This is a genomic window from Bacillota bacterium (genome assembly GCA_040754315.1).
In the GTDB taxonomy this organism is placed as follows: Bacteria; Bacillota; Sulfobacillia; order DUSP01; family JBFMCS01; genus JBFMCS01.
On the sequence record JBFMCS010000004.1, the window covers coordinates 34,291 to 59,295 of the forward strand.

At 61.0% G+C, this 25,005-nt stretch carries 27 protein-coding genes; 24 read left to right on the top strand and 3 right to left on the bottom strand.

What is annotated here, in order from left to right:
- The first annotated feature begins 2 nt into the window (after positions 1-2).
- The 17 genes from AB1576_00760 (at position 3) to AB1576_00840 (ending at position 15,675) form a co-directional block, all read left to right on the top strand.
- On the top strand, positions 3-1,184 hold the full coding sequence (locus tag AB1576_00760; protein ID MEW6080327.1) for an LL-diaminopimelate aminotransferase: 1,182 nt from the start codon (positions 3-5) through the stop codon (positions 1,182-1,184).
- 90 nt (positions 1,185-1,274) lie between these two features.
- Positions 1,275-2,156 (top strand): YicC/YloC family endoribonuclease, encoded by an 882-nt coding sequence (locus tag AB1576_00765; GenBank protein ID MEW6080328.1) that lies wholly within the window; start codon positions 1,275-1,277, stop codon positions 2,154-2,156.
- 15 nt (positions 2,157-2,171) lie between these two features.
- Positions 2,172-2,483, top strand: coding sequence for an integration host factor, actinobacterial type (mihF, locus tag AB1576_00770; protein ID MEW6080329.1), 312 nt, complete (start codon positions 2,172-2,174; stop codon positions 2,481-2,483).
- A gap of 174 nt (positions 2,484-2,657) precedes the next feature.
- On the top strand, positions 2,658-2,930 hold the full coding sequence (remA, locus tag AB1576_00775) for an extracellular matrix/biofilm regulator RemA (GenBank protein MEW6080330.1): 273 nt from the start codon (positions 2,658-2,660) through the stop codon (positions 2,928-2,930).
- Positions 2,920-3,543: a guanylate kinase gene (gene gmk / locus AB1576_00780; GenBank protein MEW6080331.1), complete on the top strand. Its 624-nt coding sequence runs from the start codon at positions 2,920-2,922 to the stop codon at positions 3,541-3,543. Before remA ends, gmk begins: the two co-directional genes overlap by 11 nt.
- A 20-nt stretch (positions 3,544-3,563) precedes the next feature.
- A complete protein-coding gene (rpoZ, locus tag AB1576_00785) occupies positions 3,564-3,770 on the top strand; it encodes a DNA-directed RNA polymerase subunit omega (protein MEW6080332.1) in 207 nt (68 codons plus the stop codon).
- An 11-nt stretch (positions 3,771-3,781) separates the two neighbouring features.
- Positions 3,782-4,978, top strand: a complete 1,197-nt coding sequence (gene coaBC, locus AB1576_00790) for a bifunctional phosphopantothenoylcysteine decarboxylase/phosphopantothenate--cysteine ligase CoaBC (protein ID MEW6080333.1) — start codon at positions 3,782-3,784, stop codon at positions 4,976-4,978.
- Between the two features lie 56 nt (positions 4,979-5,034).
- Positions 5,035-7,182, top strand: coding sequence for a primosomal protein N' (priA, locus tag AB1576_00795; protein MEW6080334.1), 2,148 nt, complete (start codon positions 5,035-5,037; stop codon positions 7,180-7,182).
- Between the two features lie 12 nt (positions 7,183-7,194).
- The gene (def, locus tag AB1576_00800; GenBank protein ID MEW6080335.1) at positions 7,195-7,677 is read left to right on the top strand and encodes a peptide deformylase; all 483 of its coding nucleotides are present in this window, start codon (positions 7,195-7,197) and stop codon (positions 7,675-7,677) included.
- On the top strand, positions 7,670-8,605 hold the full coding sequence (fmt, locus tag AB1576_00805; protein ID MEW6080336.1) for a methionyl-tRNA formyltransferase: 936 nt from the start codon (positions 7,670-7,672) through the stop codon (positions 8,603-8,605). The genes def and fmt overlap by 8 nt, the downstream gene beginning before the upstream one ends.
- Before the next feature lie 17 nt (positions 8,606-8,622).
- Entirely contained in the window at positions 8,623-9,306 is a 684-nt protein-coding gene (locus tag AB1576_00810; GenBank protein ID MEW6080337.1) for a zinc metallopeptidase, read from the top strand.
- A gap of 53 nt (positions 9,307-9,359) precedes the next feature.
- The gene (gene rsmB, locus AB1576_00815; GenBank protein ID MEW6080338.1) at positions 9,360-10,733 is read left to right on the top strand and encodes a 16S rRNA (cytosine(967)-C(5))-methyltransferase RsmB; all 1,374 of its coding nucleotides are present in this window, start codon (positions 9,360-9,362) and stop codon (positions 10,731-10,733) included.
- Positions 10,730-11,470, top strand: a complete 741-nt coding sequence (locus AB1576_00820; GenBank protein ID MEW6080339.1) for a Stp1/IreP family PP2C-type Ser/Thr phosphatase — start codon at positions 10,730-10,732, stop codon at positions 11,468-11,470. Before rsmB ends, AB1576_00820 begins: the two co-directional genes overlap by 4 nt.
- Entirely contained in the window at positions 11,464-13,329 is a 1,866-nt protein-coding gene (gene pknB, locus AB1576_00825) for a Stk1 family PASTA domain-containing Ser/Thr kinase (GenBank protein ID MEW6080340.1), read from the top strand. The genes AB1576_00820 and pknB overlap by 7 nt, the downstream gene beginning before the upstream one ends.
- Positions 13,330-13,333: 4 nt before the next feature.
- The gene (gene rsgA, locus AB1576_00830) at positions 13,334-14,209 is read left to right on the top strand and encodes a ribosome small subunit-dependent GTPase A (GenBank protein MEW6080341.1); all 876 of its coding nucleotides are present in this window, start codon (positions 13,334-13,336) and stop codon (positions 14,207-14,209) included.
- A complete protein-coding gene (gene rpe, locus AB1576_00835; protein MEW6080342.1) occupies positions 14,202-14,867 on the top strand; it encodes a ribulose-phosphate 3-epimerase in 666 nt (221 codons plus the stop codon). Before rsgA ends, rpe begins: the two co-directional genes overlap by 8 nt.
- Before the next feature lie 628 nt (positions 14,868-15,495).
- Entirely contained in the window at positions 15,496-15,675 is a 180-nt protein-coding gene (locus tag AB1576_00840; GenBank protein ID MEW6080343.1) for a hypothetical protein, read from the top strand.
- 201 nt (positions 15,676-15,876) lie between these two features.
- Here the strand turns inward: AB1576_00840 and rpmB are convergent, their stop codons facing one another.
- The gene (rpmB, locus tag AB1576_00845) at positions 15,877-16,068 is read right to left on the bottom strand and encodes a 50S ribosomal protein L28 (protein ID MEW6080344.1); all 192 of its coding nucleotides are present in this window, start codon (positions 16,066-16,068) and stop codon (positions 15,877-15,879) included.
- Between the two features lie 726 nt (positions 16,069-16,794).
- Here rpmB and AB1576_00850 point away from each other — a divergent pair.
- The 4 genes from AB1576_00850 (at position 16,795) to AB1576_00865 (ending at position 20,714) form a co-directional block, all read left to right on the top strand.
- On the top strand, positions 16,795-18,012 hold the full coding sequence (locus AB1576_00850) for a M20 family metallo-hydrolase (protein ID MEW6080345.1): 1,218 nt from the start codon (positions 16,795-16,797) through the stop codon (positions 18,010-18,012).
- A gap of 141 nt (positions 18,013-18,153) precedes the next feature.
- On the top strand, positions 18,154-18,516 hold the full coding sequence (locus AB1576_00855) for an Asp23/Gls24 family envelope stress response protein (protein MEW6080346.1): 363 nt from the start codon (positions 18,154-18,156) through the stop codon (positions 18,514-18,516).
- Positions 18,517-18,530: 14 nt separating this feature from the next.
- Positions 18,531-20,153, top strand: coding sequence for a DAK2 domain-containing protein (locus AB1576_00860; protein ID MEW6080347.1), 1,623 nt, complete (start codon positions 18,531-18,533; stop codon positions 20,151-20,153).
- A gap of 318 nt (positions 20,154-20,471) precedes the next feature.
- Positions 20,472-20,714: an alpha/beta-type small acid-soluble spore protein gene (locus AB1576_00865; GenBank protein MEW6080348.1), complete on the top strand. Its 243-nt coding sequence runs from the start codon at positions 20,472-20,474 to the stop codon at positions 20,712-20,714.
- Positions 20,715-20,758: 44 nt separating this feature from the next.
- On the opposite strand, the gene gpr is transcribed toward AB1576_00865, so the two are convergent.
- Positions 20,759-21,742, bottom strand: coding sequence for a GPR endopeptidase (gpr, locus tag AB1576_00870; GenBank protein MEW6080349.1), 984 nt, complete (start codon positions 21,740-21,742; stop codon positions 20,759-20,761).
- Positions 21,743-22,046: 304 nt separating this feature from the next.
- Between gpr and rsmD the strand changes: the two genes are divergently transcribed.
- The 3 genes from rsmD to AB1576_00885 are packed head-to-tail and all read left to right on the top strand — an operon-like array spanning position 22,047 to position 23,636.
- Entirely contained in the window at positions 22,047-22,625 is a 579-nt protein-coding gene (gene rsmD, locus AB1576_00875) for a 16S rRNA (guanine(966)-N(2))-methyltransferase RsmD (protein MEW6080350.1), read from the top strand.
- Positions 22,622-23,104 carry a pantetheine-phosphate adenylyltransferase gene (gene coaD, locus AB1576_00880; protein MEW6080351.1) on the top strand — a complete coding sequence of 161 codons (483 nt, stop codon included), beginning with the start codon at positions 22,622-22,624 and terminating at the stop codon, positions 23,102-23,104. The genes rsmD and coaD overlap by 4 nt, the downstream gene beginning before the upstream one ends.
- A 19-nt stretch (positions 23,105-23,123) precedes the next feature.
- Positions 23,124-23,636, top strand: coding sequence for an ATPase (locus AB1576_00885; GenBank protein MEW6080352.1), 513 nt, complete (start codon positions 23,124-23,126; stop codon positions 23,634-23,636).
- Between the two features lie 68 nt (positions 23,637-23,704).
- On the opposite strand, the gene ylbJ is transcribed toward AB1576_00885, so the two are convergent.
- Entirely contained in the window at positions 23,705-24,913 is a 1,209-nt protein-coding gene (ylbJ, locus tag AB1576_00890; GenBank protein ID MEW6080353.1) for a sporulation integral membrane protein YlbJ, read from the bottom strand.
- Positions 24,914-25,005: the final 92 nt, after the last annotated feature.

A 25,005-nucleotide genomic window follows, 5' to 3' on the forward strand; every position in this document is an offset into this window, starting at 1 on the left:
CGGTGTTAGAGATCAAGGCCGCTCAGCGTTTGGACAAGGTGCCGCCGTACGCCTTCGCTCAACTGGACCAGGCAAAAAAACGGGCCATAGAGAGGGGAGTTGACATAATCAACCTGGGAGTGGGCGATCCAGACCTTCCCACTCCGGAGTGGGTGTGGAGACAAGCCCGGGCGGCTGTGGGGGAACCCAGGAACCATCGCTACCCTGACTATGAGGGGTCATTGGGGTTCAGGGAGGCGGTGGCCGGGTACTACCAGAGGCGCTTCGGGGTTTCACTCGACCCCCGGGAGGAGGTCATGGCCCTCATTGGGTCTAAGGAGGGCCTTGCTCACATGGTATGGGGCATGGTGGATCCTGGGGACGTGGTGCTGATCCCGGACCCGGCCTATCCTGTGTACGAGGCCCATACTCACTACGCCCTAGGAGAGCCCTACTTCATGCCCCTGGAGGCGAAGGCGGGTTTTCTCCCGGACTTCCGTGCTATTCCCCAGGGTGTTGCCCGGAGGGCGAAGGTGATGTTCCTGAACTACCCGAACAACCCCACTGGGGCTGTGGCCGGGCGGGGGTTCTTCGAGGCTGCTACCGGATACTGCCGGGAGCATGGTATTCTCTTGTGCCATGACGCCGCCTACATTGAGATGACCTATGACGGCTACAGGGCCCCCAGCGTACTGGAGATACCGGGAGCCCGGGAGGTGGCCGTGGAGTTTTACTCCTTGTCCAAACCCTTCAACATGACGGGCTGGCGCATTGCTGCCGCCGTGGGCAACAAGGAGGCCCTGGCAGCCTTGGGCAAAGTGAAGACCAACACTGACTCGGGCCAGTCCGGCGCCATACAGGAGGCCGGGATAGTTGCCCTGAGGGATGACCCGGAAGGGTTCATCGGGCACATGAATGAGGTGTACCGGAGCCGCCGCGATGTCCTGGTGGAGGGGCTCGGGGCCTCGGGTTGGGATGTCCAGAAGCCCCAGGGCACCTTCTACCTGTGGGCGCGTTGCCCTGGCGGGATGGATGGGAGGACCATGGCGGCACTGCTCCTTGAGGAGGCAGGGGTGATTGTTGCCCCAGGGCCTGCCTGGGGGGCCCAGGGACAGCACTACGTGAGGTTTGCCCTTACCGTCCCGGAGGAGCGGCTTAGGGAGGCTTGCCAGAGGATATCAGCCATGATGCCTAGGGTCCAGTAGATGCTGGTATAATAGAAATATTTGCCTGGAGTGAAGAGGATTCCCGAGGTCCCTGAACGAAGTCCTAGTTGCGTTGGAGGGGAACTAGAGGTGGCACGCAGCATGACCGGGTATGGCCGGGGAGAGACCCAGGCCGGTGAGGGTGCTACTATCACGGTGGAAATACGCTCCTCTAACCACCGCTTCCTGGAGACCAACGTAAAATCCCAAAGAGAAGCAGGGTTCTTGGAGGATCGGGTCCGGAAAGAGATCCAAGAGTGCCTTTTTAGGGGAAGAGTCGATGTCGTCCTTGTCTTCCGAGGAGACGCCCAGGCAAGAAAGGTAATCGTTGACAAACCGCTGGCCATGGCATATTATAGGGCCTTAGAGGGCCTGGAGCGGGACTTTGGCGGTGAACGCCAGCAACTGCTCGCTTATGTTGCATCCTTGCCAGGGGTTCTCTCTCTGGAAGAAGAGGGGCCCGACCTGGAGGCTCTCTGGTCTTGCACCAAGGTGGCGGTGGGACAGGCCCTGCGCGAGACGGTGGCCATGAGGGAGAGGGAGGGGCTAGTCATAGCCAGTTTCCTCCAGGAGTGCTGTGATGCGCTGGAGAGACTCATAGGTTCCGTAAGCCTAAGAAGCCCCACCGTGGTAGAGGAATACAGGTCAAAGATGGAGCGGAGACTCAGTGAGGTTTTGCCCGAAGGGAGTATGGATGAAACCCGGCTGGCCATGGAGATAGCCATAATGGCTGAAAGGGCAGACATCCAGGAGGAGATATCAAGGGCTCTCAGTCACCTCGGGCAGTTCCGTGCGACGCTTGATGGAGAGGAGGGTGTCGTCGGGAGGAAACTTGAGTTCATACTCCAAGAGCTGCACCGTGAAGTGAACACCATCGGTTCCAAGGCGGGGGATTACGCCATAGCCAGCATGGTGGTGGAGGCCAAGGCTGAACTTGAGAGAATGCGGGAGCAAGTACAAAACGTCGAGTAAGAGGAGGGGAAGAGATTGGCGCTGCCAAAGCTTACTGAGAAACAAAAGATGGAGGCATTGAAAAAGGCCCAGGAAATGCGCCGCAGGAGGAGCGACTTGAGGGGCCAGCTTAAGAGGGGCGATGTTTCCTTCGAGGACGTCCTGAACACGGATGATCCCGTTACCGCCCGGATGAAGGTTGCCTATCTTCTTAGGTCCCTCCCCCGGATCGGCAAGGTTAAGGCCAAGAAGATCATGGAAGAGGTCGGTATTGACGATTCCCGGAGGATTCAGGGACTTGGGCGGAGGCAGAAGGAAGAGCTCCTGGCTCGCCTCGGGGGCAAGTAGGACTTAGCCGTTATACATAGATCCCCAAAGTGCGGTTCCTCCAGTGGAACCGGATCTCGATTATGAGCGGGGGCTGGCATGCCGGCGGATGCCAGCCCTCTAGGACGTAATGCGTAAGATTCCTCATCCAAGAAGGGAGCGAAGCTGGCCGCCCTGTGGGGGCGGCCAGGGGTGATGGAGATAAAACTCGTCAATATTGGCTTTGGCAACATGGTGTCGGCCAACCGTATAGTGGCTATCGTGAGCCCGGAGTCGGCCCCCATAAAGCGCATAGTAACCAAGGCGCGGGACTCGGGAGTACTCATCGACGCTACATACGGCCGGAGAACCCGAGCCGTGATTATGATGGATTCGGATCACGTGATCCTCTCCGCAGTGCAACCGGAGACTGTGGCGAACCGCGTGACCGCCATGGAAACCAGCGGTGGCGAGGGCAGTGCAATCTGAACCCGTGAAGGCCAGGGGCATGGTGGTAGTGATGTCAGGCCCATCTGGGGCGGGCAAGGGCACCCTTTCCCGGGCCCTTTTGCGGGCCTTCCCCAGGATGCGTTTCTCTGTGTCTGCTACTACACGGCCACCCAGGCCCCACGAAGAGCCCGGGAGGGACTACATCTTCCTCAGTGAGGATGCCTTTCACCGTATGCAGGGCGAAGATGCCTTCCTAGAGTGGGCGGAGGTCTACGGCAACCTGTACGGGACTCCCCGGTCCGAGGTTGACCGGCTGCTCGAAGAGGGATATGATGTATTGCTGGACATTGACACCAATGGCGCCATGCAGGTGCGCTCCAGGTGCCCCCAGGCAGTCCTGGTCTTCGTGGTGGCACCGTCCATGGAAGAACTGAAGAGGCGCCTGAGGGGAAGGGGCACGGAGTCTACTGCCAGCCTCAAGCGCCGGCTGGCTGAGGCGCGATTACACATGGCCCTCATTGGGCACTACGACTACGTGGTGGTCAACGATGGCCTGGATGAGGCGTTCCAGCGGCTCAGCGCCATCATAACCGCGGAGAGATGTCGCGTATCCCGGCAGGATCCCGAGAGTCTCATGAGACTCTCCAGGTGAGAAAGGGGAATGAAGGATTGCTGATCCAACCTTCCTTGGACTCTCTCATGAAGAAGGTGGATTCCAAGTATACCCTGGTGGTCATGGCAGCCAAGCGTGCCAGGGCACTCGTGGAGGACAGTCCCAGGCTGGTGAAGGCCAAATCGCCTAAACCAGTGGGCATAGCCTTGGAGGAGATCCTCAAGGGTAGGGTGAACTTCCAGCGGGCCAAGGCGGGAATCAAGTAGGAGGGGGCCCTTTGAAGCGCATCGTCCTAGGGGTATCAGGCGGCATAGCCGCATATCGAGCCCTGGACGTGGTGAGGGGGCTGAGGCGTTCCGGGGTGGATGTGCATGTGGTCATGACTGAGGCGGCGCAGCGCTTTGTGGCGCCCCTCAGTTTCCGGACCATATCGGAAAACCCAGTGCACACCCACATGTTCCAGGAGCCCTCACAGTGGAACGTAAACCACGTGGGCTTGGCGGAACTGGGTGACCTGATCCTGGTGTGCCCGGCTACCGCGAACGTCATAGGGAAGGTATCTGGCGGCATTGCCGATGACCTTCTCACCGCTGTAATCATGGCTGCCCGGGTCCCTGTAGCCTTCGCTCCTGCCATGAATGAAGCAATGTGGCTAAACCCGGTGGTCCGGGCGAACGTGGAGAGACTCCTGTCCCTGGGCTACCGTTTCATTGAGCCTGCCTGGGGACACCTGGCCTGCGGCCACCAGGGCCAAGGCCGTCTCCCGGAGCCCCAGGTCATCGTGGAGTATGCCTTGAGCATCTTGGAGGGGTCCGGTGGCCTGGCCGGTCTGAAGGTCCTGGTCACGGCTGGGCCGACCCGGGAGGCCATTGATTCTATCAGGTTCCTGAGCAATCGTTCCTCGGGCCTCATGGGCTACCTCGTGGCCGAGGTGGCCCGGAACAGGGGTGCCGAAGTTGTGCTGGTAACCGGGCCCACGTCTCTCAGCCCGCCCCACGGGGTCAGGCTGATGCCAGTGGAGAGCGCCCGGGAGATGAGGGAGGCCGCCTTGAGGGAGTTTCCTGGGGCTCATGTAGTGGTGATGGCTGCTGCGGTGGCTGACTACGCTCCGTGCCGTGTGGTCCCGGGCAAGATCAAGAAGACGGAAGGCCCCCTGGAACTCAGGCTGGAAAGGACCGCCGACATTCTCCAGGAGATGGGCAAGCTCAAGGACCGCCAGATCCTCGTGGGCTTTGCAGCTGAAAGCGAGAACCTCCTTGAGAATGCCAGGAGCAAGATGGAACGCAAGAACCTCGACTTCGTTGTGGCAAACCCCGCGGGCGGGCCGGATTCGGCCTTTGGTGCCCGTGAGAGCAGGGCGATGCTGGTCTGGCCCCAGGGCAAGACCGAGGACCTGGGGATGGTGCCCAAGGAGGTCCTAGCCCAAACCATACTAGACAGGGTGGAGGCGCTACTGGTCTCCCGGGCACAGTGAAAGGGGTCGCGTGCCAGTAAGCCCGCCGCCAGGCGGGCTTTTTGAGGTGATCCCTAATGAGGCAGTACGCAGCGGTGAGCGTAGATGTCCCGGTCCTGGGTGTGTCCCGGGTCTACCACTACTCGGTGCCCGAGGACCTCAGGGACGAGCTCGAGGTGGGAGCACCTGTCCTGGTTCCCTTCGGGCCCCGGAAGGCCCGGGGCTACATACTGGAGTTCGTGGACAGTCCAGGTGTTGATGAGGTCCGGCCAATACTGGGGCGGCTGAGGGTGGCCGTAGTGACGCCCAACCTGATGGTCCTCGCCGGGGATGTTGCCCGGAGGTACCTGTGCCAGGTGGGAGAGGTCCTGCGTTGCATGGTGCCGCCGGAGCGCAGGTCAATGCCTCACGATGTGTGGGAGGCCCTGCCGTTCCAGGGCAAGTACCCCGCAAGGCAGGCGAGGCTCCTGGAGGTACTGGCTCGCCATGCGGCCCCAGTCAGCGGGAGGCTTGCCTGCAGGGAGGCGAGGGTACCCAGGGAGGTGCTCCTCGCCCTGGAGCAGAAGGGCCTTGCCACCCGGGTGACCTGTGTAGAGGAGCCCCCCAAGGACCGGGCTGTGGTGCCCACACCGGCCCAGGCTGCGGCAGCCATGTGGGCCAGCGAAGCCCTGGAGGGAGGCGTCTCACTTCTCTTTGGTGTGACTGGAAGCGGCAAGACCCACATCTACCTGGATGCGGTAGAAAGGGTGGTGGACCAGGGCAGGCAGGCCATATTCCTGGTCCCGGAGATCTCCCTGACCCTGCAGGCGGCCCAGGTGTTCCAGGATCACTTCCCGGGGCGTGTCGCCCTGATGCACAGCCGGATCACCCCGGGAGAGCGCTTTGATGAGTGGGCCAGGGTCCGGGAGGGGCGGGCATCGGTGGTAGTCGGGGCTCGTTCCGCTGTCTTCGCTCCCTGCGCCAGCCTTGGGTTGATCATAGTGGATGAGGAGCATGAGACAACTTACAAGCAGGAGGAGGCCCCCCGCTACCATGCCCGGGAGGTTGCCCTCATGAGGTGTGGCCAGGAGGGCGCCGGGGTTCTCTTGGGGAGCGCCACCCCCTCCGTGGAGAGCTACCACAGGGCCCTGAGGGGGGACTACCGCCTCTTCTGCCTGGAAGCAAGGCCACTGGGGCGCCCGATGCCCAGGGTTCATGTGGCGGACATGAGGGAGGAACTGAGGTCAGGCAACCGCACCATCTTCAGTGCCCTGCTGAAGGAGGATATCCAGGATACACTGGCCCGGCGCGAACAGGTAATCCTGTTTCTAAACAGGAGGGGCCACTCCACCTTCATGCTTTGCAGGGAGTGTGGTTTCGTTATGCGCTGCCCATCATGTGATGTCTCCCTTAACCTTCACACTGAGGGCCGTGCCCTCCGGTGTCACTACTGCCAGCATACCGCCTTGGCCCCGGACACCTGCCCCAGGTGCCAAGGGCACTACCTCAGGGCCTTCGGCACCGGGACACAGCGCGTGGAAGAGGAGGTCAAAAAGGCGTTTCCCAGTGCCCGAGTGTTGAGGATGGATACTGACAGCACGGCCAGGAAGGGATCACACCAGAGGATCCTCAGCGCCTTCCAGCGCGGAGAGGCAAACATACTGGTGGGAACACAGATGATCGCCAAGGGCCTGGACATTGAGAGGGTCACCCTGGTAGGGGCAATGGCGGCCGATACCGCGCTGCACCTCCCGGACTTCAGGTCCGCCGAGAGGACCTTCCAGCTGCTCACCCAGGCTGCGGGCAGGGCGGGCAGGGGCGAAAGGGAGGGGCGGGTTATCATACAGACGTACAACCCCGAACACTACAGCATCGAAGCGGCCCGGCACCATGACTACCCGGGGTTTTTCGAAAAGGAGATCGCCTCCAGGGAGGATCTTGGGTACCCACCCTTCAGGGAGCTGGCCCAGATCACCTGTGACGCAGTATCGGAGGATGCAGCTCGCGGGGGTGCGGAGTCCCTAGCCCGTGGTGTAAAATACAATGGGGGCCTGGAAATACTGGGACCAAGCCCGGCCCCAATAGCCAAGATGAAGGGCCGCTATCGCTGGATACTGGTGGTGAAGGCCCAGAACGCGGGGGTTCTGTCTGTCCAGGTGGGAGAATTGCTGGCCAGGGCCCACGGCAAGGGATGGCCGCGGGGTGTCCGGGTGACAGTGGACGTGGACCCGGCGTCGGTGCTCTAGGATACGGAGGGAATGGCGGTGGAGATAAGGATTGTGGGGGATCCTGTGCTGAGGAAGAGGGCCAAGGCTGTCCAGCGTGTCAACAGGGCTGTCAGGGAGATCCTCGACGAGATGGTCAAGACCATGGAGGAGGCCAAGGGCGTGGGACTGGCCGCGCCACAGGTTGGAATAGAGAAGCGCCTTATCGTGGTGGATGTTGGCGAGGGCCCAATATATCTTGTGAACCCGGAGATCATATGGTCAGAAGGGGAATGCACGGCTGTCGAGGGCTGCCTGAGCGTGCCAGGGTACGTGGGAGACGTGCGCAGGGCCGAGAGGGTCCGGGTCACCGGGATTGACCGGGAGGGTCACCACGTTTGGGTGGAGGGAGACGGCCTCCTGGCCAGGGCGCTGCAGCACGAGATCGACCATCTTGATGGTGTGCTTTTCACAGACGTGGCGGACCGCGTGGTGGAGGCCCAGGAAGGGCTTGAGGAGGCAGGAGTCGTTGAGTGACGGCCTCAGGGTGGTTTTCATGGGAACCCCCAGGGTGAGCCTCACGGTGCTGGACGCCCTCTTGGGCTCCAGGCACCGGGTGGTGGGTGTACTCACCAGGCCCGGGGGCGCCCGGGACACGGGCCCTCACAGTGTGGCCGGCAGGGCCACTGAGGAGGGCATACCCGTGCTCAAGCCCGAAAGGCTCTCGGAACCGGGGTTCATAGAGGCCTTCCGCGGGCTGGGGCCTGAGATCCTGGCGGGTTCGGCTTTCGGGGCGCTGGTGCCCCCGCCGGTCCTTGGGGCTCCCCGGCTGGGCGCCCTGAACGTTCACCCCTCGCTCCTGCCAATGTACAGGGGACCTGCCCCCGTGCAGCGAAGCCTCATGAACGGGGACGAGGTGACAGGGGTTACCGTTCACTTTCTGGATGAAGGGATGGATTCAGGCGACATTGTGTTCCAGGAGCGCCTCGAGATAGGGGAGAACGAGACTTCCGGCAGCCTCACCCACCGCCTCCTTCAAACAGGCTCTAGGCTCTTAGTGGCGGCCCTGGATCTCCTGGAGGGCGGGGCTGTGCCTAGGTGCCCCCAGGATGAAGCCAGGGCTACCTACGCCCCTGCCCTGGATGTTTCCGACGAGGTGCTGGACTGGGGACGTCCCGCCCAGGAGGTGTGCAACAGGATCCGGGCCCTCAACCCTGATCCCGGTGGTTACACGACCCTCAGGGGCAAGCGGCTGAAGGTGTGGGAGGCCAAGCCCTGGGACAAACCCGCCTCAGGTCAGCCCGGAAGGGTGGTCTCCCTGGAGAAGCGGCAGGGTTTTGTGGTGAAGACGTTGCCTGGGGCAGTGCTAGTGACGCAGGTGCAGCCCGAGGGCAAGAGGGTCATGTCAGGTTGGGCTTTCTCCATTGGAAGGCATGTGGCCGAGGGGGATATTCTCGGCATCTAAACCTGGAGGTGTTCCCAATGTACTTTCTAGATACCGGCATGATGTACTTCGTCCTGCCCGCTCTGGTCTTTGCCTTGTGGGCCCAGAACAGGGTGAAGACAGCCTTCAAGAAGAACATGCTGAAGGTGGCCAGGAGCGGGGTAACGGGAAACGATGTTGCCAGGGACATTCTCAAGGGCTCCGGGATCCACGATGTAAGCGTTGAGGTCTCCAGGGGCGCACTCTCTGACCACTATGATTCCAGGGCCAAGGCTGTGCGGCTCTCCCCCGAGGTGTACCAGGGCCAGTCCCTGGCGGCCCTTGGGGTGGCCGCCCACGAGGCGGGACACGCCATCCAGCACGACGTGGGATATGCCCCTTTGGGGATCAGGAACGCCATCTTTCCCGTGGCCAGCCTGGGAAGCAACGCGGCGTTTCCCCTGTTCTTCATCGGCTTCATACTGCAGTATCCCCTCCTTATGGACCTGGGGATCCTGTTCTTCCTGGGTGCTGTCATCTTCCAGGTCGTCACCCTGCCCGTGGAGTTCAACGCCTCCAACAGGGCCCTGGCGCTCCTGGAGGGACAGGGCTACATCACCGGGGATGAGGTAGGGCCTGTCAAGGAGGTCCTGAATGCTGCTGCCCTGACCTACGTTGCGGCTACCGCCATGGCGCTAGCCCAGCTACTCAGGCTGGTGCTCCTCAGGAGCAGGCGAGATTAGGTCCAGAACACCTTGGAGGGGACGGGGCTCCCCTCCTACGGGAGGTTCCCCTCATGGGTAGCGGGAAGCGTAGAGGGCCTCTCGGCCCCAGGGATCTGGCCCTGGAGGTGCTCACCGGGGTCGAGAGGGGCAAGAACGCTGGCGATCTCTTGGATGAGGCCCTGGAAAGGAGCGATCTCTCCAGGGCCGGCAGGGCCCTGGCCACGGAGATTGCCTATGGTGCCCTCCGGTGGAGAGGCCTTCTGGACTGGATGCTCCAGCAGGTGCTGACTACCCCCCTGGAACGTCTTACCCCCTCCATAAGGAACATCCTCCGCGCCGGTGCCTACCAGATCCTCTGTCTTGACAGGGTACCCGCCAGGGCTGCGGTGTACGAGTCGGTGAGGCTCGCAAGGGAGCGAGGACACGAGGGCACCGCCCGCCTGGTAAACGCAGTCCTCAGGAACCTGGACCGGAGAAGAAATGCCCTGGTGCTCCCGGGTGACCTGGACCCCGTGACCGGCCTGGCCGTGCGCCTGTCCCACCCCCAGTGGCTGGTGGAGCGGTGGCACCGGAGGTTTGGTCCCGGTGAGACCAGGGCCTTGCTCGAGGCCAACCTGGAGATCCCTCCCTTGAGCATCAGGGCGAATTCCCTAAGGTGCACCCCAGAGGGCCTGGCCAAGTCTCTCCAGGAGGAAGGCGTCGCCCTGAGGCCTGGCCGCTACTTCCCGGGAGCCTTCACCCTCGAATCTCCCCCTCCCCTCAGGGCCGTCCGGGCCTTTAATAAGGGACTCTTCACGGTCCAAGACGAGTCCTCAATGCTGGCTGGACTGGTATGCCATCCCGGTCCCGGGCATATAGTCATAGATGCCTGTGCCGCGCCGGGAGGAAAAACCATTCACCTGGCAGAATTAATGGGGGACCAGGGACAGGTGCTGGCCGTGGACCTGAGCGCCGCCAGGCTTTCCAAGGTCCGGGAGAACCTCCAGCGCCTGGGGCCCAAGTGCGTGAAGATAGTGGAGGCCGATGCCAGGAGACTCGGGGCCCTTTATCCCGCCTCCGCGGACCGGCTCCTGGTGGACGCCCCCTGTTCGGGCCTGGGCGTCCTCAGGAGAAACCCCGATGCCAAGTGGATAAAGACAGAAGGCGATATTCACGCCCTGAGCAAGGTGCAACTGGAGATCCTGCTGGGTGCTTCGCCTTGCCTCAAGCCCGGCGGTGTCCTGGTATATTCCGTGTGCTCGCTGGAGGTGGAGGAGACCCGGGACGTTGTGGAGTCATTCCTCTCAAGGAGTCCTGAATTCCACCTGGACGACATGGAGGGGTACCTGCCTGAGGGACTCAGGGGACAGGGAGGCCAGGGCGGCATGCTCTGGTTGTACCCTCACAGGCATGGCCTGGACGGTTTCTACCTGGCGCGCATGAGACGCAGGGAGGGAGATCCATGAGATTTGCCGCCGCCACCGACATCGGCAAGGCGCGCACCACCAACGAAGATGCCTTTTTGGCCTGTCCCATATCGGACGGGCTCTTCTTGGCGGCTGTGGCGGACGGCATGGGCGGCGGCGAGGCGGGGGGTGAGGCCTCCCGCATGGCTTTGAATGCCTTCAGGGAGACCCTTTCGTCCCTGGTGGATAGGGGGGCCAGCCTTGAGGGTGCTATCGGCCAGGCCGCATCCAGGGCAAATACGAGGATCCTCAAGCGAAGCATGGCTCGTTTCGGCTACCCGGGCATGGGTACCACCCTCACTGCAACCGTGGTGCAACCTGGCGGTTTTCATGTATGCCATGTTGGCGACAGCCGCGCATATGTAGTAGGGAACGGCAGTGCCCGGCAGGTCACCCGGGACCACTCGCTGGTGGCCGAGATGGTGCGCCAAGGTGACATTACCGAGGATGAGGCCATGGTGCATCCCCAGCGTAACGTCTTGACCCAGGCACTGGGAACCAGAGCCCGGGTCCTTGTTGACCTGGAGGAATTCCGCACGGGACGGGGGGATCTGATCCTCATATGCACGGACGGGCTTTCTGGCCTGGTGAACCGAGAGGAGATTGCCAGGGTCATAGCCTCCGCCCGCCATCTTGAGGATGCAGCTGCCTCCCTCGTTAGACTGGCGAATGAGCGGGGTGGGCACGACAACATAACCGTGGTCCTGGTGAAGCCAGGGGGTGAAGACTCGTGCTAGGCAAGAGTCTCGGAGGACGCTACGAGATACAAGAGAAGGTGGGCGGTGGCGGGATGGCCCTGGTTTACAGGGCCCATGACACCTTTCTCAACAGGACCGTGGCGGTGAAGCTCCTGAGGTCTCAGTTTGTTGAGGACGAGGAGTTCCTCAGGCGGTTCCGGCGAGAGGCCCAGTCAGCCGCGCGTTTGACCCACCCCAATGTGGTGAACGTGTACGATGTAGGGCAGGAGGGCTCATCGCACTACATCGTGATGGAGTTCGTTGAGGGTTCAACCCTGAAGGAACTGGTCAGGGGAAAGGGGCCCCTGCCACCAAGACTGGCGGCGAAGATAGCCTACCAGATCAGTGAGGCCTTGGATCACGCCCACAGGAACCAGGTGGTCCACAGGGATATCAAGCCCCATAACATCCTGGTGATGCCGTCGGGCACTGTGAAGGTCACGGATTTTGGGATCGCCAGGGCAGTGTCGGATACCACCTTGACGAATACCGGGAACATCATCGGGTCTGTCCACTACTTCTCCCCGGAGCAAGCCCGGGGGGGCTTCACCGGAGAGAAGTCAGACCTTTACTCCCTGGGAGTTGTGCTATATGAAATGCTTACGGGTACCGTCCCGTTCAAGGGAGACAGCCCCTTCAGCGTTGCCATAAAACACCTGCAGGAAGATGTAGTTCCCCCGGGTGACCTCAGGCCCGGGATCCCCGAGGGCCTTGTGCGTGTGGTCATGAAGGCGCTGGAGAAGGATTCCCTGAAGCGTTACCGTTCCGCCGCTGAGATGAAGCACGACCTCGGGCGCGTACTCAGGGACCTGGGAGATGAGGACGAAGAGGAGATGCAGATCCTGAAGGTCAGATCCCAGCCTCCCAGGCCTAAGGAGAGCATGGAGAGCGTGAGGTCTGGGAGCAGGAGGATCGGTTCAGTCTGGAAACTGGTGGCCGCCGGTATTGTCCTGGTGGCGCTGGGCACGGTGATATATGGGGTCAGGCTCATCCAGGACTGGGTGAACGTGCCTGTGGTCCCGGTGCCCGATGTTGTGGGCCTTTCTCTCAGCGAGGCCGAGGACGTGTTGAGGAAGGAGCGTCTTTCCTCCTTGGTTATAGCCGAGAAGCATGATGAGAAGGCGCCAGTAGGGTTCATCCTCTCCCAGGATCCGGAGGCTGGGGAGACGGTGAAGGAAGGGCGCGAGATTAAACTGGTAATGAGCATGGGGCCAGAGCTGGTGGCCGTTCCTGACCTGGTCGGCAAGACCTTCCGGGAGGCGGATCTCACCCTCAAGGGTGGCGGGCTCGACTTCGGGAGCCTGGACTACCAGCATAGCGATGACTTCGAAGAGGGGAAGATCGTCTCCCAGAGCCCCAGGGCAGGTAACAGGGTGTCCAAGGGGACACTGGTGGATCTCGTTGTCAGCAAGGGGCCTGAGCCTAGGGAAACGGTCATGCCAAGCCTAGTGGGTCTCCGGTACGAGGCTGCCCTGGAAGAGTTGAGGTCCCTGAAGATGGAGGCTTCCAGCGTAAGGGAGGAACCCAGCGCTGTATATCCTGCCGGCTATGTGATTTCCCAGACCCCCTCTGCCGGTTCGCCGGTGATGGAGGGCGCGGCGGTGAATCTCAAGGTCTCCTCGGGTGGCGCCACCCAGAACTCGAAGGATATCATCGTTGTCCTTCCCAGCGGCCAGGAGGATGAGCTGGTTGACCTCAGGTTGGACCTCCACGATATCACCGGTGACCACACCGTGTACGCCCAGAAGCATAGGCCTGGGGACGTAATACGAATGACCATTCAATGGTACGGTCCTGAGGCGAGGGCCAGGATATACCTGGATGGGGTGTTCCACAGGGAGTCTATTCTAAGGGGTTGAACGCATGGTCCTTGAGGCCCTTGTTCTGAGCGTGGCAGGGGGGTACGCGAGGGTAAGAGTAGGCGGGGATGTCCTTCTTTGCCAGTTCAGGGGGCGCTTGAGGCGCAGTGGCATACTGCCTGGAGATAGGGTTGTTGTCTCCTTTGAGGTTCCGGGGCAGGAGACGGTGGAGAGGGTCCTGCCCAGGGGGAACGTACTGAAGCGTCCTGCCATCGCCAACGTGGACCAGGCGCTAGTAGTCTTCACTGCCAGCGAGCCACCCCTGAACCTGCCTCTGGTGGACAGGATAACCGTCCTGGCGACCCACGCCGGGGTCGGGGTGATACTCTGCCTGAACAAGGTAGACCTTATAGATCCCGGTGAGGCGCTGCGCCTGGGGCAGGTGTACCAGCCCTCAGGCTTTCCCTTCTTCGCCACCAGCGCTCTTATAGGGGATGGTGTTGAGGGTCTCCGCCCCGTGCTGGAGGGTAGGGTTACCGTTATGGCTGGTCAGAGCGGCGTGGGCAAGTCCCGGCTCCTGAACTCCCTGGACCCTTCCCTCAGCCTGGCCACAGGGGCTCTGAGCCGCAAGATCTCACGGGGGAAACACATCACACGCCGGGTGGAGCTCCTTCAAGTCCAGGGAGGGGGCATAGTGGCGGACGCTCCCGGGTTCTCCCGTCTTGATCTTGAGGGTATGTCCCCTGGTGAACTGGGTGACTGCTACCCTGAGATCCGGAGCCTGTCGGCAGGCTGCCGGTTCACTGGCTGCCACCACCAGAAGGAGCCGGGGTGTGCCGTGAAGGAATCTATAGGGTCCGGGATTTCCCTGGAACGCTATTCGTCCTACTGTGACCTTTTCGCAGAGATCCTGGAATGGGAGAAGAGGCGCTATGAATAACGGTATAAGAGTCCAGGTGGCACCCTCGCTCCTGGCCGCAGACCCTGGCAGGCTAGCGGAGGCTGCGCTCCAGGCCCAGGAGGCCGGCGCGGATATGCTTCACCTGGATGTAATGGACGGCAGGTTTGTTTCATCTATCACCTTTGGCCCTGGCCTTGTAGCCAGTCTGAGCCGGAATTGCGGGATTCCCCTGGATGTCCATCTCATGATCGAAGAGCCCGAACGGCACCTTGAGGCCTTCGCTGCCGCGGGCAGTCACATCATCACCCTGCACGTGGAGGCATCTCCTCACATTCACCGCTTGCTGGGCCAGATCAAGGGAATGGGGATAAAGGCTGGAGTCTCACTAAATCCAGGCACTCCGCTGTCGGCCGTGCGCTGGGTTCTGGATGTTGCCGACATGGTGCTGGTGATGACGGTGAACCCTGGGGCGGGAGGGCAGGCCTTCATAGACTCAATGACGAGGAAGATTGCCCGGCTGAGAGCCATCATTGATGGCATGGGTTTGGGAACAGTTATAGAGGTCGACGGCGGCATTACGCCAAGGACGGCCCCGGCGGCTATTGACGCGGGCGCCACTGTGCTGGTGGCCGGGAGCGCCGTGTTCGGTCAAGAGGACATGGCCGGTGCCATAAGGGCCATTAGGGGTGGTAGCTAGTCTGGATAGGGACTCATTACATCCTCCCCGAGTCCGAGGATTCTTGAGGCTCACGCCTTTTCGGTTCCTGCTTCATCTCCGTGCCGTTCCCTTTAGCCTTGTGCTTCAGTTGGCGGACTAGTTCGCCCCATGCCACATCATGGACGGCTTTGCTAGTGTCTTGCGCTTTACCGTGTTTCCCTGCCTTCAACGATTCCACACACATCGTTCTTGGCGGACAGTAAAGTCGTCAACTTGTGAAGCCAGTCCCTGCGCCTAGACAAAGTCCTGGCGTGATGCGGGGCAACCTTAAGGTGATTGTTTTCCCGGTTCTTTAACCCCTTCTGCTTCCGGGGCAAGTCTGCCTTGGGCCTTGGCAAGCCGCTGTTAGTCCTTGACGAAGAACCTGGGATTATCAACAGGTTCACCGCGGCTCAAGAGCCACACCAAGGGGGGATGTTTCTAAGCCTGCCGGCCACCGGGCCCACAAGCACCTTCTGCCTGTACATGAAGAATTAGACTATCTGATGTTTTCGCCGCGACTCTTTATGGGGATGTCCTTGGCTGGGTACTGCTGCGTTTTCCCCTTGGCCTCACAACCCCTGCCCGACTGGAATAGGATGAAATGGGTTAGGGGGGGGAGACCTGCGTGAGACGGCGGCCATTTTCGCGATCAGGCCGGAGAGCAGTCCGGAAGCTGGCGGGGGTCCTTCTGGCGGCCGCCGGCGTCGCATTGCTCCTTCGCATGATGCCGGGGTGGTTCTGGGTTGCCTGCCTGGGGGCTGGTATGGTCTGGGGAGGATGGGCCTTCTTTGCACTGGAGGACTAGGGGGGGGAAGAGGTGAGATTCTACTACCTAAGGCTGCCGGGGTTTCTGAGGAGGTTGTTCGGGGGGGCACGCCACAGGGTTTCTTGACAGGGTTGGGCGGGGAACAATTGCTGAGGGCCAGCGGGTGGCAAAGGGGTCCCGGCCCGAGGCCGGGATGGTGTCAACAGGGGGCATTGCCTTGTGGCAAAGCCCCCTTCACCATCATGCGTGGCGTTTTACCTTCCCGCCTTTCAGGCAGCGGGTGCATACATAGACCCTCCGCGGCTGCCCGCTGTCGTCAATCCGGACCCTCTGGAGGTTGGGAAGCCAGGTGCGCTTGGTCTTGACATTGGAGTGACTCACGTGGTTACCCACTGCTACGCGCTTCCCGCACACATGACATGCCCTGGCCATACATTCCACCCCCTTTACCGTCCCGGTACATTTTAGCACGGCGTAGCCCAGCCTGCAATAGCACGCCGCCCAGGGTCTGTGTCGCCCAGGGCCTAGGCAGAGGTTTGGTAAACCCTGGTTCTTGGCCTGGGACTTTCCAGGCCCTTCAGAAAGGGATGACTCCAATTGGGTATAGAGGTAGCCTGCCTAACGCCGTGATTTCTGGCGGCATTGCCTCCTGCCGGATCTCCGGCCACCAATGAGAGCCCCATTTAACCGGGGCCAGGCATAGGTGCGTGAATGGGGGCTTTATCTGGGGTACAGTGATCAATGCGTCCCCGCCATCCCCGTGGAATCCCTAAATTCCCTCAGGTTTCTTAAGGCAAACAGCCTAACGCATCCATGACCACATGGATGGGCGAGCCAGTTCCCGAATAAAGCGTTTAGAACACCTTGTCCTGAGGATACCGCTGTGCCATCATCTGACTAATCACCTCCTTCGGCTTGAACGCTTCAATCCTACAAGCACAGGCGCAAATCCTGGTTAGCCTGGCAACAGCCCCGGTCTTTGCTATTGTCGCCGCATAAACGACCTGAGAAAATGTTGTTAGGGACATTCTGTTACGGGCAAGAGGCCTTGAAGACCATGACCAGGGATTGCCCGGGAACAACAGGAACAACGCAGAGACGAAAAGAAACCCCAGAGAAGGAGCACTACAGGTCGGAAGACGGAGGTGTTGTGAGCGTATGCCAGGCTCAGTCTTGCCCAGCGTGAAAAGACTCCAGGAGGACCTGGAGGCACTCTCCCTCATTGGCCGCCACGGCCAGGGTGTCTCCCGCACAGCCTTTAGCCCTGCGGACATGGAGGCCAGGGGCTTTGTGCGAGAACTCATGGCAAGAGCCGGTATGGAGGCCCGCATGGACCCCGCTGGCAACGTGTGGGGGAGCCTTTGTGGTAAGGAGCCAGGCCTGCCCTCGCTGGTCATAGGGTCTCACCTGGACACCGTCCCTGAAGGCGGGCGATTCGATGGCGCCCTGGGGGTGTTGGCCGGGATAGAGTGCCTGAGAACCCTTGGGGAAGGCCAGGCAACAAGGGGCCGTACCATCGAGGTGGTAGGGTTCTCAGATGAAGAGGGCACGCTTACCTCCGGCTACTTTGGGAGCCGCGCCATGCTGGGGCGCCTGTCGACCCGGGAAAGGCATGACCTCGGTGACGAGACGTCGGACTTGTACAGGACGCTGGTGGCGGCGGGCTTAAGCCCTGGAGAGGTCCTGAGAGCTGGCAGGGACCCCTTGGGCATCCACTGTTACATCGAACTCCATGCTGAACAAGGGATGACCCTGGAGGAGATGGGGTATTCCATAGGCGTGGTCACTGGCATAGTGGGGATAAACCGCTACACAGTGGAAATCCCCGGTACTGCCCGGCACGCAGGGACCACCCCCATGCGCCTTAGGGATGATGCCATAGTGAAGGCCTCCAGGTTCATCCTGAGAATGCATGAATACGTGCTTGGCCTGGAGGAACAGGCTGTGCTAACCGCCGGCTGGCTCCGGGTCTTCCCTGGTGCCTACAACATTGTGCCGGGAAAAGTCCAGGTTGGAGTTGAGGCAAGAAGCATGGATCCCGGACTCTTGGACCAGGCAGAGGCGGAAATGGCCAGGGTGCTTGAGCCCCTTGGGGGGCACGTGAACCTCTTGAGCTCCGATGCACCGGCACTCCTGGACGATGGAGTGCGCCAGGCGCTGGCCGCGGCAGCCTCCAAGGAGGGGTATGCCTCCCATCCCATGCGAAGCGGAGCCGGTCACGATGCCAGCATAATGGCTAGGAGCGTGCCCTCAGGAATGATCTTCATCCCAAGCCGGGATGGGCTCAGCCATTGCCCTCAGGAGTGGAGCGCCCCTTGGCACCTTGAGGCTGGCCTAAGGGTATTGTACAGGGCGTGCCTGGACCTGTCGGGCTAACACCCCACCTCCAGGCTTGAGGACTCCAGGCAAAACCCGGGTGAATGGTCCTGTGGCAAGGTCACTCAAGACTACACTGGAAGGAAAACGAAGCCTGGGCGCGAATCAACCATCATGACCCAACTGGGGGGTTTTCCTTTTATGGGTAAGGAGGTCATGGGACGGTACGGGAAGATCATCGTCTCGGATGAGGTCATAGCCACCATTGCCGCGGTAGCCGCCACCGAGTGCTATGGCGTGGTCGGCATGGCATCTACCAGGATCACCGATGGCATCGCAGAGCTCTTAGGGCGCGAGAACCTAGCCAAAGGCGCCGAGGTGTCGGTGGACGGTGATTCAGCCACCATTGTGCTGAACATCATAGTTGGATACGGGACACGCATATCCGAAGTGGCCCGGAATGTCATGGAGAAGGTTCGCTACACAGTGGAGAACACCACGGGGATCCCAGTGGTGAAGGTTCGCATAAACGTCCAGGGAGTGAAGGTTGACCGGGCAAGATAGGGGGGAAAGCCCTTTTGTCGAAGGATAGGTTAGAGGGACGGGATCTCAAGGCCATAGTGTGCGCGGCGGCCGAGGTCCTAAAGAGGCAGAAGGCTACTGTGGACGCGTTAAATGTGTTTCCCGTCCCTGATGGTGACACTGGGACCAACATGTCACTCACACTGGCTTCAGCCTGTTCGGAGTCCCAGAAGGGCATGGATGGCCCCCTGGGGGAGGTGGCGGGTCGAGTCGCCCTTGGATCCCTTATGGGTGCTCGCGGCAACTCCGGCGTAATCCTGTCCCAGATCTTCCGGGGCATGGCCCGGAGCCTAAACGGCAAGACCTGCGCAAGCCCCCTGGAAACAGCACGGGCCATGGAGGAAGGGGTCCGCACAGCCTACAAGGCTGTCATGAAGCCTGTGGAGGGCACCATCCTGACGGTGGCAAAGGAGGCGGCAAGGGCCGCCATGGAGGCTGCCAGGGATGGCCAGGACCTGGTGAGGGTGTGGCGGGCTGCCCTGGAGGCGGCCGAGGTTGCTTTGGAGAACACGCCTAGCCTCTTGCCAGTCCTGAGACAGGCCGGCGTGGTGGACGCTGGTGGCAAGGGCCTGGTCTTTTTCCTGTCCGCCGGCCTTGAAAGCCTATTAGGCGAGAGCCGCTCGTGGGTGGAGCCGGCTCCGGAGAGGGCCGATTTCCATGCCATTGATGCGGAGGCAGCCCTGACCTACCCCTATGATGTGCAGCTCTTGGTGCACGGGGAGCACTTACCTGTGGACAGGATGAGGGCTATCCTGGAAGGCATGGGGGATTCCCTTTTGGTGGTGGGAGGCGGTGAGATTTCCAGGGTCCACATCCACACTGCCAACCCCGGCCGGGTTCTGGATGCCTGCTTGGAGTTCGGGGAGATATCCTGCGTCGAGATGGAGAACATGCGCCTGCAGTACCAGGCAGCCAAGGCCGGGTGTCCTGCCATCATGCCGGAACCCGAGCCGGAGGACAACAAGGAACTGGGCGTTGTGGCGGTGGCTGTGGGTGAAGGGATCATAGAGGTTTTTAGGAGCCTTGGCGCCGACAGTGTCATTGACGGTGGGCAGACGATGAACCCCAGCACTGAACAGCTGGCCCGGGCTGTCGAGGGGTGTTCTGCCCAGAGTGTCATCCTCCTTCCCAACAACCCCAATGTGATCCTAGGTGCGGAGCAGGCCAGGGTTCTTACGGGCAAGGAGGTGCACGTGCTCCCCACCAGGAGTCTCCCGCAGGGGATGGCCGCCCTGCTGGCCCTCCGCTGTGACCGGGAGGTCAAAACAAACCTCATGCACATGGAAAGGGCGTTTCGCTCGGTCAAAACCGGGGAGGTAACATACGCAGTGCGAGACATGAGCTCCGAACACTTCAGCGTCAAGTCGGGAGACGCGATAGGTATATCCGAAGGGCGAATCCTGTCTGTCGGAGAAACCCCCGGGGACGTACTGGCGGAACTGGTGGAAGCCCTGGTATCCCCTGAGGATGAGGTCATAAGTGTGTTCTACGGCGAGATGGTGGACCCTGGTGTTGCGGCCGGCATCGCGACGCGCCTGGCAGATGCCTTCCCCGGGCGCGAGGTGGAAATGAAGTATGGAGGGCAGCCCCTGCACTACTACATAGTCTCGGTGGAGTGACCCCCCCCCAGGGAGACCTCAGGCTGCAGCGCTTATGGCGAGTGCCCTTCTGGTTTTGTGATCCTTCTGGATTATGTTGACTGCTCTTTGCCTGTGCGTGTCCAGCGGGATAGGGGCCAGAATGCAGGCCAGATGCGCCCTGAGACGTAAAGGGGCTGTATAACATGGATTTCAATTGGCGGGCTATGTTGACATTGACTAATCTGGAACAGCCAAGCGCAACTGTTCCTGTGGTACAACTATACGAATAATTGACAGTATGAAAACTGGCCCCCGATTCATACTAGTTACAGGACGACAAAAGGGGGTGAAACACAAGTGGGACAGGGACAAAGGACGAACCGCGCGCTTGTCCCCCAGGCTACACAGGCACTTGAGAGCTTCAAGTATGAAGTGGCCAAAGACATTGGCCTGGCGTTGCCGCAAGGAGGTTACTGGGGCGATTATCCCTCCAGGGATTGCGGGGCCATTGGTGGCCATATGGTGCGCCGGATGATTGAAATGGCCGAGAGGTCCCTTGTTGGAGCTGCACCCCAGGGCCAGAGACCTGGCGGTCAGTAACGTAACGGGCTGGAGAAAGCACCCCCTAAAAAGGGTGCTTTTTCTTACTGTATGTACCGGGCGAGGTCATCTGGCCCTATGCTGGGGTGCAAAGCCATGTTCAGTCCGCCCGAGACGACTCGGGAGACCTCATCTACCATAACGTCTACCTCTTTGGGAGTGACAACAAGGTCTCCCACAGAGGGGGACAGCACCTCATTCACCAGCCGTCGCTTGTCGTCGTGACCCATTTCCTGCAGGATCTGGTAGAACCCCACGGTGCCCTTGAGCTGGTTTACGAGGATGTCCACGGTGTCCGCGGCTATGGTGACAGCGGCCACCACAGTAGGAACCCCCAGGGCAACAACGGGTATGCCCAGGGACTTCGTGGTAATACCCTGGCGACGATTGCCCACCCCGGACCCAGGCTGGATGCCTGTATCGGCCAGCTGGATGGTCGTCATGAGCCTCTCAACGCTCCTGGCGCACAGCGCGTCAACGCAAAGTACCAGGTCTGGCTTTACGCGGTCCACGACCCCTCGGACTATCTCGCTGGTCTCGATGCCGGTGAGACCCATGACGCCCGGTGCGAATGCTGAAACGGATCGGAGGGTTCCCTTTAGCTCCGGGGGCACGTAGCCCTGAAGGTGCCTGGTCACCAGGACGTGGCTGATTACTTTGGGTCCGAGGGCATCGGGTGTGGCGTTCCAATTCCCCAAGCCAATGATGAGTACGGTGGTATGGGGCCCAAGGTTGCAAAGAGAGTCAAGTTCCTTGGCAAGTACGAATGAGACCTTCTCCTGTGCCAGCCTGTTCTTGTCCTGGATGCCGGGGGCCTCGATTGTGATGTAACGTCCTCTTTCTTTGCCCATTGCCCGCTCGGCTTCTTTGGTAGCCACCTGGACCCTGGTGACCTGGATGCCGTCTATGGGCTCTTGGATCACATTAACGCCAGGTATGTGTGGGCCCGCCTGGGCAGTGAGACGTTCCGTTTCCTCCAGGGCAAGATCTGTATAGACACTGAAGATGCTACCGGAAGAGGAAGACACGATTGAGCACACCTCCGCGATCTAGATTATCCCCATGGCCCACGGGCTTATACAAGAAGCCCCTAAGGGAATGGCACAAATTTCCATGACGCGTGGTGAATAGGATCCAAGTTGGCATCTAATACTAGAAACGCAAACGGTAGGACGGTTCAAATTCCAATTTGAACCCTCCCCCATAGGCTCTTCCTCCGGTTTCTCCTCTCCCATCGCCTGGGTCTAGCCCAGGCGCCTTTTTTCGCCGGAGCCCGGCTAATGTAACCTTTCGCCTTCTTCTGGTACAATTGGCGTAAGAGGGGGTAGGCTCGTGAGGATTACCGGTGGGAGTGCCAAGGGAACCAGGTTGAAGGCACCTCCTGGCAGGGGGACACGCCCCACCCCGGCCATGGTCAGGGAGGCCATCTTCGACATTCTCGGGGCCCAAGTGCCAGGAGGCGAGGTGCTGGACCTGTTCGCCGGGTCTGGCAGCCTGGGCATAGAGGCGCTCAGCCGGGGGGCATCCAGGGCTGTCTTCGTGGAGGAAAGCCCCCTTGCCTGTCGTATTATTAAGGAGAACCTGGAGTCAACGGGGTTTCGCCAGCGTGCCCGGGTGTTGGTAAGCGAGGTTAGCCGGGCGCTGAGGAAGGTTCTCAAGGGGACCCAGTTCGACCTGGTTTTTGTGGACCCACCCTACAATGCCGGGTCGGCCGTGGCCACCCTGGAGACCCTGGGTTCTCTCGAGCTGGTCAAGGCTCCCGGTAGCGTGGTGCTGGAGCATTCCGCCCGCGAAGTGCCGCCCGACGGTTTGGGGGGCTGGAGAAGGTGGAGGCACAGGAGATATGGTGACACCGGTATATCAATATACCGGTCCGAGGAAATGGGCTTGGTGGGGAGAGATGCTGATTGAGATTAGCAGTATACCCAGGCAGTTTTGACCCGATCACCAACGGGCACCTGGACATAATCGAGAGAGCCAGCGTGCTTTTTGACTACCTGGTGGTGGCCGTTTTCCAGAACGCTGGCAAGAAGGCACTGTTCCCGCTAAAGGAAAGGGTGGCGATGCTCCAGGAATCCACGCAGCACCTGGCAAACGTCAGAGTGGATTCCTCCCATGGACTCCTGTCCGAGTACGTCAAGAGCGTGGGCGCGGATGTGATCCTGAGGGCTTTGCGCGCGGCGTCGGACTTCGACTACGAATTCCAGCTGGCCCTGATGAACCGGAAACTGGACCCTGACGTGGAGACCATGTTCATGATGGCTACCGGGGAATGGTCGTTCCTCTCATCCAGCATTGTAAAGGAGGTTGCCTCCTTCGGGGGGTGCGTCAAGGGCTTGGTGCCATATTGCGTTGAACGGAGACTAGATCAGATATTCGGGCGGAGTTGACAGGCAGGGGGGGCGGCATGTGGATACTGACCTGATCGCCTTGTTGGACAGGCTGGAGGACTTGGTGAACAACAGCATGAGGGTGCCACTCACCGGGAAGGTGCTGGTGGACGAGGATGAGGTCTACGACCTGATTGACAGCGCCCGGGAACTAATACCGGAGGAGGTCAGGGAGGCCAAGTGGGTGGCCAGGGAGAGGGAGCGCCTCTTGGAGGACGCGCGGCAGGAGGCCCTGCGCATACTGGAGGACGCTCGGCAGGAGGCTGCCGCCACGCTGCAGGATGCGGAGGAGAGCACCGCCCGGTTGGCCGATGAGAGCGCGATAATGGAGAAGGCCCGGCTGAAGTCGGAGGAGATCGTCAATCACGCCAGGGGGGTTGCCAGGGAAATCCACGAGGGGGCCCAGGGCTATGCCGCAGACCTCCTGGATAACCTCAACTCGTTCCTCATGAAGGCGCATGAAGCCATTGAAGAGGGCAGACGCCAGCTGGGCGTAAAGCCTGGTGATGATGCTCACGGCAAAGACGATTAGAGCGTTTCGCCAAGTGGAAAAGCGGGGCCCTGGAACCTTGCGGGTAAGCCTTAAGGGTTCCGGGGTTTTCACTTGGACCGGAAGCGGATTATCCTCAGGCCCCTCAAGGTCGAAAACCCCAGGCAGAAGATGAAGAGCCCTGCGGTGACCAAGAGGAACAGCAGGCCAGCCTCGCGGACGGTCTCCAGCCACGACACAGGAGCTACTCCCAGCCAGCGAGAGACCGGGAGGGACACGCCCAGGACGCCCCAGAGGATCCAAGTGTAGAGGGCTGCAAGGACAGCGTGAAACAACCGGGCCAGGATGTAGGGTTTGAGGTCAATACCGGTGCCCTGGACCATGGCGGCCACCTGGGCGTGGACCGAGAGCCCGCTCCAGGCGATGATGGCACTGGCTATCATGGCCCGGTCCATGAGGGGCGCCTGCGCCTGGCTGGCTGCCTGGGTGCCTATGGTAATCTCGAAAAACCCCTTGACCATCGCCTCGCACATGTCTGCATCAAGACCCAGGGGTACAAGGATATGGCCAAAAACACTGCCAAGGGCGCCCACGGCACCCGCCAGGGTGAGGATCCGGAGGACCACTGAGAACAGTATGATGAAGCCCCCTATGACCAGGAGGGTCTGTACGGAGTTCTTCACTGCGTCCCCCATGAGCTGGCCCAGGGGCCTGCCGTCCTTCTCCCGGGCGTCTCGCATTGCCCTGAGGGCCCTCAGGAGTAGCCAGCCCTTCCCCCTAGGGTTGGGGGTGCACTCCTCCATGGGCTTGTAGTACTTCAGCACAAGTCCCACACTGAGGCTGGACAGGTAGTGCGCGGCCATGATGCTACCGGAGAGCCCAGGCAGCCCGAACATTCCAACGGCCACTGCCCCTGACATAAAGAGGGGATCGGCAGTGTTCGTGAAACTTACCAGGCGCTCAGCCTCGTACTTGTTGCACAGCCCCTGCCGCCGGATCCTGGCGGTGAGAACCGAGCCGATGGGGTACCCAGATGCCAATCCCATGGCCATCACGAAGGAGCCGGTGCCGGGCACGTTGAAGAGAGGCCTCATGAGGGGCTCCAGGAGCACCCCCATGAAGTGGACTACCCCGAGCCCCATGAGGATCTCTGCCCCTATGAAGAAGGGGAGGAGCGCCGGGAACACGATGTCCCACCACACCTTTAGACCCTCCGTAGCCGACCGGAACGCGGGTTCAGGGTAGAGCACCATGAAGACAGTCAAGGCGAGGGCGAGGGCCGCAGGCATGTACACGCTGCCAGGGTTTAGCCGTCCCAAGTCCGTACCCCCTAGGAATGTAGTGCGGCCTCGTGTTCCCGGTATACGGCGGGGCTTTCCATGAGCGCCTGCTACAGTACCGGGATGCTAAG